Origin of the sequence: uncultured Campylobacter sp. (assembly GCF_938015785.1) — a bacterium.
GTDB lineage: Bacteria > Campylobacterota > Campylobacteria > Campylobacterales > Campylobacteraceae > Campylobacter_B.
The window spans coordinates 41077-53096 of sequence record NZ_CALLWC010000016.1 but is presented as its reverse complement, the minus strand read 5'-3'; the positions used below and the strand labels follow the sequence as shown (position 1 = coordinate 53096).

Genomic DNA, 12020 nt, shown 5'->3' with positions numbered 1-12020 from the left:
AAAGAATTTAATAATATAATTAAACCAAGATAAGGTTAAAGCAGTTATACTAAGCTTAAAATTATCCAAGTAAATTCTACGTTATACAAAGCAAGAAAGCGGATATTTCGCGGCGCTTTTATCCGTGAGTGCGGCAAGGAATAGGGTGATAAACTCCTCGAAGTTATGCGCGATGACCAGGGTATCCTCATAGATCGGTTCCGCGCCGAATACGATCCTGCCCGCGTCCGCACCCTGCGCGAGGATGCCCGCGAAGCAGCGCTCGCCCCTGACCGAAAACAAAAACGGCAAGCACCCGCTCCAAAACGCGCTCACGGCGGCTCTTTCCGCATCATTAGCCGCGCATTCCAGGCTATCTTTTTCAAAATCTCCGTAGCAAAATTCCGCCTCGTCCGCGCCTGACGACGCATAATCCCTAGCAGACACAAACCAAACGGCGTCCGCAGCGTCATGCAAAGTCTCAAAAGAGCAAACGAAGCGGTAAAAATCTTCGCTTAAATTTTTAAATCTGCCGCCCAAAAATTCGCTTTGCGGCGAGCAAATTTCATCCCTACGCCGTATCTGCCAGCCGTTTTTCGCCAGCGCATCCATAAGTTCGTCAAAAATCATCTCGCCTCCCGTAATTTGGCGCCGATTATAGCATCTTACTCAGCGCAGCGGTTAAATGCGGCTAAATTTATAAATTTGCCTACCCGTCGCGCATTAAAGAGAAATTTTGCGCGAAATTTTATAAATTCGGCTAAAAATAAAATGGCGTTTCCAAATCGCCGCTAAATTTAGGCTCGGCGGAAGGCGTAAGCCGCAGATGAAAAACGGGCGTATCGTCGCAGGAAGCGGGCTCTCCGTTAAAATTTGCGCTTCTGTATCCGCCTAAAATTTCCAAGCGGTACCGACCGCGCTTTAACTTAAAGCTTAGGCTGTTTTGCTCGCCGATGCGGCTCATATCTTTCAAATAGCCGATGCCTGCGATCTTTAGCGTGCCTGATGAGTGAAAGACCCAACCGCGAGAGATGATTTCCGCTCCGTTTTGTGCGAATATCTTCTCATCCGCCTCGCCCACGGTAACCGCAAAATCGTAATAATCGCTGCGAACGCCCAATATCGGCACGGCGATGCCCTCTCTTGTGACCGCGTTCTCGTGCTCGGTCTGCGTAAAATAAGCAAGAACGTCTCCGTTCGCAAGCCCGTACTCATCCAGATAGCGCGCTAGCAGCGCGAGGACCCTTTATCACGAAGCCGCCCAGCTCGGAGAAAATTCGCCTTTTCATTCGCGCCTTTCTTTGATCGCCGTGCGCGTCGTACGCAGAAATTTTACCGCTCATTTGCCCTCTTTATCTTTGTTTTTGCAGCGCCGATGAAATTTTATCACAGTGTCCTCGGCAGGCTAAATTTTATCTCTGCAGTCGCGTCGCGGATGAAATTTGAGCTCCGTTTCGCGCTCAAATTTTACAGCCCGCGGTTTTTGCCGTCCATGCCTTGGCATCTGTCTACGAGCCAGCGTCCGTCCTTACGCACGAGTAGGAAGCGGCGCGCAAAGCCGTGTTCGTCCTTGGCGTAGATGTAAATTTTATTTTTGCTCTCGCATTCGGCGTCCGTTAGCTCGTATCCGCCGTAGGTGCCGCCTTCCGCCATCGAAAACGAAATGCCCTCGGGGCGGAAGCCGCTGCGCCTAACGGGCGTGCAGTAGCGCGCAAAGAGTTCGTCGCATCTGCGCTGCACCTCGCCGTCGTCCAGATCATCAATTCGCGATGTGGCAAATTTCTCCCACTCGCTCATCGCCGTGAAAAATTCTAAAAGCGCACTCTGCGCTGCCGCCAGGTCATCTGGATCGAGCTTCTTTTTGTTCTTTGCGGCGTCTCTTTGCGCCTGCTCAAACTCCGCAATCTGCTCCTTGCTAAACTGCCCGCCGTCTAGATAAAACTGGATTTTCGTATCCGCTACGGCTAGCAGCCCCGCAAAGCTCACGCGCGAATTGACCAGGCGCAGCGATTTTAGCTTCGGGATTTGCACGATCGCTTTTAGCCCCTCATCCGTGATGCTAACGTTTTCGATACCGATGTGTTCGAGCTTGGCGTGTTCTGCAAAGTATCTAAAGCCCTCGCCGCTTATCTTATCGCTATCTTGCAAAAACAGATACGCAAGCTTCGGCAGCGTGGCTAGATGCTGTAGCGCCGTGTCCGTAATCGCCGTGGCTATAAAGCCCATATTTATGAGGCTTTTTACCTCGCAGATGCGGCGCACCATCTCATCGGTGAGTGCTACGTTTTCGTAGTGATGGCCTTTGCAGTAGCGCTCGCTAATCGCGTCCAAAGCCTCCTGCATCGTGATCTGCCTCATCATCTATCCTTTAAATTTGATTTTAAAATTTTAGTGAAATTTTACGATTTACGCAAGGCGCTGAAATTTACGCGCGGATTTGCACGCCGCCGATGTGTTTTAAGGCGCCGCGCCGCCGCACGCTAAATTTCAGCCGCCGTCCACTCGCCTAAAATTTTACTAAAATCCTCTATCATCGCGGCGAAATCATACTTAAGCCTGCTTTGCTTTTGCGCGATCTGCTTTAGCGCCGTCAAAAAATACTCGCCCACCTTTCGCTTTTGCTCCATGGGCGCTAGCTCGCTAAACTCGCGCTCGAAATGTATCAGCGCGCCCGTTTTGCCCGTATCTTTTCTAAACGGCGAATACTCAAATCTATTTCGCAGATAGTAACCGCCCGCGCGCCTCTGCTCCTCGCTCATCATTTCGTGTATCAGCTCCCAGGCGCGCTGCGAGCTTAGGCGCGGCTTATCGGGCGCGATGATGTAGTTTGTTTTGCAGCCGTCATCCGAGAAGCTAAATGCGCACGATAGCTTTATGTAGTTGATCGCGCAGCCGTAAATTTTTAGGGCGTATTTTAGCATTAAGCGCCGGTTGTAGATCCTCAAATAGGCTTTCTATCGCGGCGCGCGAGTTTTCGTAGCAGTTGCTGATAGCGCGCGTGATGCGGACCGGATTTTTGGCTATCCAGTTGCGCTGGCTATTTAGCTTGAGGTCACAAATGTCCTCTTTTACGGGGCGTGCGAGCGTTTTGCCCGCCGCGTCCGGGCTTTCGTGAAAGAACGTATCGTCGTCTTGCATACTTAGCCCAGTTTTGCGTTTCGACCACGTAGCTTCTACAAAGCGCGGCTCGCCGTGCGCATTTAAAAAATAGGTCGCGGGCTGCCCGTTGTAAAATTTCCCGCGCAGCGCTTCTAAGCTCTCGCGCTCGTCCCAGCCTACGATCGCTAGGCATTCGCAAATTTTAACGGCCCTGTTCCACTCGCTAGCGTTTTTATAAAAGGCGTAGCGGTCAAATTCGCCTAGCAGCCGCTCGCGGATTAAAATTCGATCCCAAGCGCGCAGAAAAATTTCTAATTCGGCGATGTTTTCTATTTCGTAAATTCGCTCTAAAATTTCGTTCATTATCGACCTTTAAATTTGCGTCCGCGGCGTAAAATCGCCTCCGAGTTTTACGGCTCGCTTCAGGCGTGCTTTGCTCTAAATAAACTCGCGGTCGCCGCAAGGCAGAATTAGCTTTTTTCGCGACGACGCTTTTCTTCGATGCCGCTTTGCCCTTGCCTGCGCGCTAGCTCGTCAAGTAGGGCGTCCGGGTGGATATTGTGCGCCGTAAGTGCGAGCAGAAGGTGAAATAAAAGATCGGCTCCCTCGTAAATCACATCGTATCGCGGCTCGCCCACTCTGTGTTCGCCGAAGCTCTCACGCGCGACGTCTGCGTAAAGCTCGCTGCGCGAGAGGTCCTTGCACGCCAGCGCGAACTCGCACGCCTCCTCGGCGATCTTTTTGAGATAGGCGTTTTCGCCCTTCGCGTAGAGCGAGGCGACGTAGGAGAGCGCGGGCTCGCCGTTTAGTTTGCGATCCAAGCAGACGTGATAAATTTCGTCCAAAATGCCGTACGGGCCTTTTTCTGTGGAGCTTTCGAGCGTGGAATTTTGCGCGGCGGCGTCTAAATTTTGCTCGCTGCGCTCTGCGGCGGAATTCGTCGCGATGAAATTTGCTGCCGTAAAATTTTGTGTCGCAGAGCTTTGTCGATCGCAAGAGGCAGTGGAATTTTGAGGCATAAAATTTTGCGAGCCGTCACGGGCAATAGAATTTTGGGGCGCGTAATCCACCGAGCCGTCGCAAGAAGCGGAATTCTGCCCTGCGCGGGAATTCGCGGAATGTTTCTGCACGAGAGAGGCTGCAGAGCCGTACTCTGCAAAATTTATCGCGCCGCAAGCACTCGAGCTCCCCACATTTTCGCCGTATTTTTGCAGAGAAATCTCTTTGAAAAAGCAGCTTCGCGCGCCCGTGTGGCAGGCGGATCCGCCGCACTGCTCGACTTTAAGCAGCAGCGCGTCGTTGTCGCAGTCCAAAAACGCCTCTCGCACAAGCTGAACATGACCGCTCTCTTCACCCTTTTTCCAGATGCGTCCCTTGCTGCGCGAAAAGTAGTGCGCGTAGCCGGTACGCAGCGTCAGGCTTAGCGCCTCTTCGTTCATATACGCGAGCATCAAAACCGCGTCGTCACCCGCGTCCTGAACGATCGCAGGGAGCAGCCCGCCTAATTTTTGCCAATCTACCTTCATCTTTGATCCTTAGTTTGCGAAGTCACGCGCCTTAAATTTAGCCGCCGCACGCGGAATTTGAGTTATGAATTTACGAAGCGGCACGCCTCGTAAATTTAAAGGACAAATCTAGCGGCTAAATTTTAAGCGACCGCTAGGCTCAAGTTACGACGAGCGCGAGTTCTGTTTATCACAAGCTTTCGCACTCGCCGCTAAGATTAACTCACGAAGTCGCGAGTTAATCTTATTCGCCCGGAGCAACTCGCTATTAAATTTAGTTCGCGAAATCGGGGCGTATAACTGCCTGAAATTTTAATTTTCCCGCTCGATGGCGCTTTGCTTCGCCTTATCTTTCGTATCGACCCAGATATTAGGTACCGCGCCGCCCGGCGTTAGGAAAATTTTCGCGTCGCTGTTTTCGCGCAACGCCTCATTAAATTTAGCCTGCGTCTCGATCTGCTTGAGGCTTAAAAGATTTGCATCCAAGCTCTTTGCGATCTCTTTGTTGGCGTAGGCTTGCGCGTCGGCTTCGATCTTGGCGGCATCGGCGCGACCTTGAGCCTCGATTTTAACGGCGTCTGCGTTACCTTTGGCAAGAGCTGCCTTTTTAAGAGCCTCTTGGTTTGCGCGCTCGACCTCGTATTTGGTGCGCTCGGCCTCCTGCTTGGCGATCTGCACGCGCTCGATCTGCTCCTTTACCTTCGCCGGTAGGATGATCTCGCGAAGCTGCACGGCTAGCAGATCCACGGGCGAATTCGCCAGCGCTTCGATATTTTTGCGGATGCCGTCGTCGATCGCTTTAGCGATCTCGTCGCGTTTGGTCGGCAGCTCCTCGGCGGTGTAGTTGCCGATGACGCTACGTACGACGTCCTTTACGCGCGGATCGATGATCTTGTCTTCCCACAAAAAGCCCCACTCGGCGATCGTGTTGGGCGCCGTAGCTTCGTTGAGCCTGTATTGCACGGTTATGTCGATGCTGACGGGCAAGTTTCTCGAATCCAAAACAGAGAGGGAATTTTTGCGGATGATGCCGCCCGCGCCGCTTTTAGCCGGTATATCCGAGCTCAAATCCTCGCTGCTGGTGTAGTTGATGATACGCATACGGGTATCGACTACGAAGATGTTTTGTATGAACGGCACGAAAAAGTGAAGTCCCGCGCCAAGAGGCGTCGGATCGTATTTACCTAAATTTGACTTGATCCCCACTTCGCCCGATTGGATCGTAACGAAGGGCTTTGCAATCACGAGCAGCGCGATTAGCGCGATTATCACGTAAAGCACGCCGCTAAACTTGCCCATCCCTCCGAAATTAGGAATTTTAAAATTTAAATTCCCGCCTTTTTTGTCGCTGTTTTTCTTATTAAAATAATCATTCAAATCCGCAGGCATGCGCGTCCTTATTTAACGTAAGTGAGCCAGTGCTCAAATTTCGGGTCTTTGCCCGTAACGACAGCGAAATACGCCTTCTGCAAGCGGCTCGTGACCTCGCCCATCTCACCCTTGCCGATGATCCTGCCGTCGATGTTGCTAATCGGCGTGACCTCCGCGGCGGTGCCGGTAAAAAACGCCTCGTCAGCGGCATAGAGCTGATCGCGAGCGATGCGCTCTCTGCGGACTTCGTAGCCCAGGCTGCGCGCGATTTCTATGACCGAATTTTGAGTGATGCTCTCTAAGCTGGTGTCGTTCGGCGGAGTGATGATGAGCCCATCTTTTACGATAAATAGGCACTCGCCCGGCCCCTCCGCGACGAAGCCCTGCGGATCGAGCAGTATCGCCTCATCGTACCCCGCATCGACCGCTTCGAAATTTGCCATCTGCGAGTTGAAATAATTCGCGCTCGCTTTGGCTTTTGCCATCATCGAAAATTGCGCCGGCTTTATCCACGATGAAATTTTGGCTTTGATGCCCTTGCGTAGCGCCTCTTCGCCCATATACGCGCCCCACTGCCACGCTGCGACGACGACATTTACAGAGCAGTCCTTGGACGAAACGCCCATCGAGCCGTAGCCGAAGTACGCTAGCGGGCGGATATAAACGGTCTGATCGAAGCGGTTTTTCGCGACAACGTCGATCTGGGCCTGACGAAGCTGCTCGAAGCTAAACGGAAGCTTGATTAGGCAGAGTTTTGCCGAAATTTCAAGACGGGCAGTGTGCTCGTCTAGGCGAAAAATCGCGTAGCCTTTGTCGGTTTTATAAGCGCGTACGCCCTCAAATACGGCGTTTCCGTAGTGCAGAGAATGCGTCAAAACGTGGGTAGTGGCCTCCGCCCAGGGGATTAGTTTGCCGTCTTTCCAGATGAACTCGGCCTCTTGAATTTGTGCCATTTTTTTGATCCTTTTGTTTAAAATTTAATCTGTGATTTTAGCTAAAACAATATTAATTTCTAAGAAATTTAAAAGCGGTTGAAATTTGATGCGATTTTAAGACGCACAACGAGTCGTGAGTTTAAATTTGGCCCGCAACTCGGTGCAGATGGCATTAAAATTCTACGAAAGAAAGCCCGATGCCGATCTTATTGACACTGCGTTTATAATCCGCGAGGCTTTCGCCGTAGCCATTGAAGTAGCGCAGATAGCCGTAAAATCCGCTATTAAAGATCGGGAAGCTGTAGTTTAGCTCGATCGCGCCGCGGTTACTGCCGTCAAAATGCAGGTTGTTTCGCCACAGAGCGCTAAGTCGTTGTTTGCCGAAGGTGTATGACGCGCGCAGATCGCCGTAGCCCATATAATCCGCGATGTCCTCGTTCGTGCGGTCCAGCCAAAACGCATACCACACTCTGGGGGTGATAGAAAATCCGTCCGCACTCCAGGTACTTTGGGCGTAGAGCCTATTCCATGAGCGCGATTCCTCGCCGCCCTTGCCGTTTGACTCGTGCATTGCGCCTAATTTTAACTCGTCCGCAAACGGCACCGGCGCGCTAACGTAAAGCTCGGGGCGGTAGTTACTCTCGCGGAAAGGGGCGCTATCCTGCGTGATCTGCCACCAGGAATTTTGCGCGTAAGCAAACGAAATTTTCTCTCCAAGTCCCAGCGCGTCGTAGGCAATCGGGCGCTCGAAGCTAAACTCAAAATGCAGCTCATCCGCCTTGCGATCGGGTTTTTTGCTAAAATCGTGAGTAAAGAGCATATAGATCGGCTCGTAGTATTTAAGCCCTAAAAATCCAAAATTTCGACCATTTTGATCGCCTTGCGGCGTGGAATCCAGCGCAGTGGAATTTTGCGAGAGCGAGGCGGAATTCGATGTTAAATTTGACGCGGAGCCTGACTCAGCCGAGCCTGCGTCTGCGAAATTTGATGCAGCGGAATTTAGCGCGCTGGATTCCGCCATGGCGGAATTTTGTGCTAAAGAATTTTGCGGCACCGCAGAGTTTAAAACGGCGGTATCATCGTGCGAAGCGCGGTTTTCTGCGGGCGCGATAGAATTTGTTTCCGTAGAATTTCGGCGCGACTTTTCGCCCCTTTCCGCTAGACTTGCCGCGGCGATCTTTTTGTAATAGATCATCGCATTTTTGTAATCGCCCCTGGCCTCGTATTCGCCGGCCTTTGCGTACAGCTCGGTCAGGTCTTGCGCGGCTAGGCTCATAGCGCAAAGCGCGAGCGCTAAAGCTTTAAATTTCATCTACGCCCTTTAAATCGTTTTGATAATTTATATTTAAAAACTGCTCTTTGTTTTTGAAATTTAGCACTTTGGAATTTGCAGATCCGATGAGTGCGCCGATCTTATGCTCTCCTGCGCGGTAGAGCTCAAGCGCGCGCGGCGCGAGATCTGCGTCAAAAAATCCGCACAGGCTGTGTCTGTGCAGGTCGTCGCCCGCTACGCAAATTTGCCCCTCCTGCTCGCTAAGCGCGCGAATGGTGGCAATTTCTACAAATGGCATATCGGCGGGGATAATAAAAATGCGCTCGCCGCTAAATGGTTTCAGCGCCGAATACAGCGCGCCCATCGGCGAAAATTCCTCAAATTCGTCGTAGATCATAGGAAGCGGCGGGTTAAATTTAGGGCTTTTGGCGCAGGCGAAAACCCGCTCAAACTCGCGGCTTAGGCGCGAGAAAAGAAAGTGCGTCATGCTGGGATGCCCGCGGAATGGAAACAGCGTTTTGTCGCTGCCGAAACGCGAGCTTTTGCCGCCGCAGAGAATGACGCAGGTTTTCATCGAAATTTCACCGGCTTTTATCGATCTTTATCGCGGCGAAATTTTAAATTTGAAAGTAAAATTTGAAAGAAGCGCGAACATATCAGTCTTTTTGCATATATTTAGCTTTGCCAAGAGCGTTATTTGCGATGAACTGATAAAGGCTCGGCGCTTGAAGCTTGGCTAGCTCGGGGTATTTGGCCTTAAGCGTCTTCCAGATATCGTAGACGCGCATGCCGCTTGCGTAAAGCTTCATAATCTCGCTAAAATGCGGATCATAAAGGCTCGGCTTTTTATACAGCGAGAGTTTGCGGTCGGTATCAAGCACGGCGTTTGCCTCGATAAAAGCGGCAAGATCGCGCTCGCTTACTTTTGCAAAATCCTTTTCGTATTGAGATTTCATATACTTTAAAATTTCTTTATTGCTAACGCCTTGGAAGTGCATTTTCTTGATCTCGAAGCGATACGCGTATAAGAAATCCTCGCTTTTTTTGGCGGTTGCGCGAAGCCTTGTTTTTTCATCTTTGAATGTCACGGAGATAAAGTGCGTAAGCCCTGCGGCGGTGACGGCGCTTTTAAACGCTTCGTCCTCCTCGCCGATCTTTTTTAAGATCGCCTTGACGGTGTAGCCCTGGGCGATGAGGTTTGAAATTTTATCTTTATACGGTTTGTAGTCGAATCGCACGCGTCTAAAGCCCGTCTCGGCGCTGATTTTTTTATAAATTCTAGCATGCTCGTTGGCCGTAAAATAAGAGGATTTCAGTGCTTTGCGGAGCTGCTCGGCGACTGCGGTAAAATCGTCGTAGTCGATGATGCCTGCGATCAGCTCTTTTTCGTTTACGACCTTGCCGTTAACGATCGCGATGGTAATGACCTTCATATTTTCTCCTTTGATTGGGCACAATTCTAACTTAAAACTATAAACTCAAATTTAATTATTTATTATCAAGGATTGCGGAGGATTTGCGTTTGCAAGGCAGAATTTTAGGCGCTAAGATTTAGTATTTTGATTGATTTTTATATCTTTTTTACGCTTGTTCTCACGCTGCTTTTTTATACTTTTTTGTGTAGAGATGAAGCGGGTTTGCAGAGATAAATTTTACCCGCAAACTTTAACTAAATTGCCCGCACAAATTAGCTTTTTCTAAACGAAAAAATCTTTTTGATCTTCGTAAGCCCAAGCTTCATGCCGCTATATTTCATCATCTTAGCCATATTTACCCACATTTCACGCTCGTAGCACGGATGCGGGCAGTGGTGACAGCGTGGCTTTTCGGTATGCGGGCAGGCGCGCAGGCGCGCGTAGGCGTAACGTAGCATCCGCTCGCAGTCGCTACAGAGATGAAAGTGGGTCTGCACGAGCCCCTTATCGTCTTTGTAGTCATGAAGCACAGCGCCATCTTTTTTAGGCGCATCCGCATGCTTGCCATCGCAGTAAATTTGAATAAATTTCGTCACCGTGTTTACTTCGTAAATAAATTTTTCACTCGTCATCTTTGATCCTTTGGGGCAGATTTTATCTAAAAGAGACAAAAATACTCTTGAGCGCGCTCAAGCTAAAATTTATAGAATTTTAAATTCCGCGGAATTTCGCTTTATCTCTCGACCTTGTTGCTTAATAGAGTCGCAATGAAGCGTGTTTTGTCGTTTGAAGCAAGCGCGATTTGCAAGCTCATCGTAAGCGGCACAGCCAAAAATAGCCCGCCGATACCAAGCACGAAGCCCCACAGCAGTAGTCCTGCAAGCACACTGATCGTTGAAAGCCCGAGCCCTTGCCCTAAAAATCGCGGCTCGATGATATTTCCGATCGCTACGTTTACGACTAAATAGATTGCGATAGTCCAGATGCTAGAGCTTATATCCATCGTAGCTAGCGTCACGAAAAGCGTCGGAAAGACCGCTACGATCGAGCCTATCGTAGGAATAAAATTTAGCACGAAAGCTAAAATCCCCCATAGCGCAGCATAAGGAACTCCGAGCGCCCACAGCCCAAGTCCGATGAGCGCGCCGGTGCAAGCTGAAGCGATAGTTTTGATTAGTAGATATTTTTTGAGGCTGGAGGCAAATTTCTTCACGAAAGTGTGCGTAGCACGGCTACTTTGCGAAAAATAGCGGATTTTTTCGTCTATTACGGAGCTTTCAAAGACCATAAATGAAACCATTATAAAAATGAAAAATCCCGTCGAGACTATCGAGCCTGTTTTGCGCAGTAGCGCAGATAGCTGCGCGGCGGCTTCGCTCGGATCGATGCCCAGACTTGCGGCGTTAAGCTCTATGCCGAATCGAGAGAGCTTCGCACTCACGCCTCCTAGCACCTCTTCAAATTTTGCTTGAAGCTCGGGCAGGCGCGCTGAAAATTCCTTGATCGCATCGAAGATGACCGCACCGAAAAACACTATAATCGCCACGAAAGCGAAAGTAATGATGAGGAAGCTAAAAACACGCCCGACGCGGATCTTTTGGACGTAAAGCACCAGTGGCGATACAAGCACCGTGATGAAAATAGCTAGCAAAAATGGCACGACGATAGCCTGCGCGGCTTTAAGACCAGCCAGGATGATTACGACGCAGGCAACCGACATCAAGGACATTTGAAGCTTCAAGGATTCTCCTAAATTTGACATTTTCGCAGAGCTTTTACGCGAAATTTTGATGAAAGGATTTTAACTAAAATTCCATAAATTTATGACTAAAATTTTATATATCATTTCTTATCCCATAAATTCAGTTCACTTTGAATTTCTGTCTTTATATAATAAGAATTTTCTGTAATACCTGCAAATTTTGCCAATATTTTTGTCTCATCGGAGGAGTTTAAATGTACTGGAAATGATTTTACTCCATTAGAAAGCAGCCAAATAGTACGTGTTATTCCGTCAGAAAATGAACAAGCGTATTTTGTTTCTTTCACATATTTCTTTTTAAAAAACGGAATACATCTTGCTTTTATTGGTACATAATACTCATCAGAATAACAACAAACTCTAGCCAATGGCACAGGATTACCAAGACCCTGTTTAAAGCCCTCTTCTGCCCAACTATATTTGTAATCGTCTCGCCAACCATCTTCCGTTTTATTGCTTATTTCTTTATCTACATCAATTTTACTATTACGCCATAATTCTAAGAATTTTATGCTATCAACAAACGCAATACCTCCAGTGTTATTTGTAAATGGGTGGCACATATATACAGATTTTTGGTTTTTAATTTTTAATTCGAAAATAACACGTTTTTCTTCAACTATAATGTTTATACCAGGAAAACGTTCAAGCTCCATATTACATTCGAATCCTTATAGGCCT

At 49.2% G+C, this 12020-nt stretch carries 15 protein-coding genes and 1 pseudogene; all 16 read right to left on the bottom strand.

The genetic code is table 11. From position 1 onward, the window contains the following. Positions 1–81: 81 nt before the first annotated feature. Positions 82–609 carry a hypothetical protein gene (locus Q0393_RS02205; protein WP_298977542.1) on the bottom strand — a complete coding sequence of 176 codons (528 nt, stop codon included), beginning with the start codon at positions 607–609 and terminating at the stop codon, positions 82–84. Between the two features lie 130 nt (positions 610–739). After that, entirely contained in the window at positions 740–1108 is a 369-nt protein-coding gene (locus tag Q0393_RS02200; RefSeq protein WP_298977541.1) for a hypothetical protein, read from the bottom strand. A gap of 82 nt (positions 1109–1190) precedes the next feature. Further along, positions 1191–1322, bottom strand: a complete 132-nt coding sequence (locus Q0393_RS02195; protein WP_298977539.1) for a hypothetical protein — start codon at positions 1320–1322, stop codon at positions 1191–1193. A gap of 124 nt (positions 1323–1446) precedes the next feature. Then, the gene (locus Q0393_RS02190; RefSeq protein ID WP_298977538.1) at positions 1447–2337 is read right to left on the bottom strand and encodes an NTF2 fold immunity protein; all 891 of its coding nucleotides are present in this window, start codon (positions 2335–2337) and stop codon (positions 1447–1449) included. A 122-nt stretch (positions 2338–2459) separates the two neighbouring features. Next, positions 2460–2900, bottom strand: a complete 441-nt coding sequence (locus Q0393_RS02185) for a hypothetical protein (protein WP_298977536.1) — start codon at positions 2898–2900, stop codon at positions 2460–2462. Next, positions 2833–3441 carry a hypothetical protein gene (locus Q0393_RS02180; RefSeq protein ID WP_298977534.1) on the bottom strand — a complete coding sequence of 203 codons (609 nt, stop codon included), beginning with the start codon at positions 3439–3441 and terminating at the stop codon, positions 2833–2835. Before Q0393_RS02180 ends, Q0393_RS02185 begins: the two co-directional genes overlap by 68 nt. A 107-nt stretch (positions 3442–3548) precedes the next feature. Beyond that, entirely contained in the window at positions 3549–4271 is a 723-nt protein-coding gene (locus tag Q0393_RS02175; RefSeq protein ID WP_367179163.1) for a phosphoribosyl-ATP diphosphatase, read from the bottom strand. Positions 4272–4289: 18 nt separating this feature from the next. Then, positions 4290–4604, bottom strand: a pseudogene (gene hisI / locus Q0393_RS02170) (phosphoribosyl-AMP cyclohydrolase); the annotation flags it as partial. A 291-nt stretch (positions 4605–4895) separates the two neighbouring features. After that, the gene (locus Q0393_RS02165) at positions 4896–5972 is read right to left on the bottom strand and encodes an SPFH domain-containing protein (RefSeq protein ID WP_298977532.1); all 1077 of its coding nucleotides are present in this window, start codon (positions 5970–5972) and stop codon (positions 4896–4898) included. Between the two features lie 8 nt (positions 5973–5980). After that, positions 5981–6907, bottom strand: a complete 927-nt coding sequence (locus Q0393_RS02160; RefSeq protein WP_298102814.1) for a branched-chain amino acid transaminase — start codon at positions 6905–6907, stop codon at positions 5981–5983. 154 nt (positions 6908–7061) lie between these two features. After that, the gene (locus tag Q0393_RS02155; RefSeq protein ID WP_298977530.1) at positions 7062–8201 is read right to left on the bottom strand and encodes a phospholipase A; all 1140 of its coding nucleotides are present in this window, start codon (positions 8199–8201) and stop codon (positions 7062–7064) included. Continuing rightward, the gene (locus Q0393_RS02150) at positions 8191–8736 is read right to left on the bottom strand and encodes a molybdenum cofactor guanylyltransferase (RefSeq protein ID WP_298977529.1); all 546 of its coding nucleotides are present in this window, start codon (positions 8734–8736) and stop codon (positions 8191–8193) included. Before Q0393_RS02150 ends, Q0393_RS02155 begins: the two co-directional genes overlap by 11 nt. Positions 8737–8818: 82 nt before the next feature. Further along, on the bottom strand, positions 8819–9595 hold the full coding sequence (locus Q0393_RS02145) for a hypothetical protein (protein WP_298977527.1): 777 nt from the start codon (positions 9593–9595) through the stop codon (positions 8819–8821). Between the two features lie 254 nt (positions 9596–9849). Beyond that, a complete protein-coding gene (locus Q0393_RS02140; protein ID WP_298977526.1) occupies positions 9850–10209 on the bottom strand; it encodes a nitrous oxide-stimulated promoter family protein in 360 nt (119 codons plus the stop codon). Positions 10210–10310: 101 nt separating this feature from the next. Continuing rightward, positions 10311–11318: an AI-2E family transporter gene (locus Q0393_RS02135; protein WP_297942846.1), complete on the bottom strand. Its 1008-nt coding sequence runs from the start codon at positions 11316–11318 to the stop codon at positions 10311–10313. A 101-nt stretch (positions 11319–11419) separates the two neighbouring features. Further along, positions 11420–11995 carry a hypothetical protein gene (locus Q0393_RS02130; RefSeq protein WP_298977524.1) on the bottom strand — a complete coding sequence of 192 codons (576 nt, stop codon included), beginning with the start codon at positions 11993–11995 and terminating at the stop codon, positions 11420–11422. Between the last annotated feature and the right edge of the window lie 25 nt (positions 11996–12020).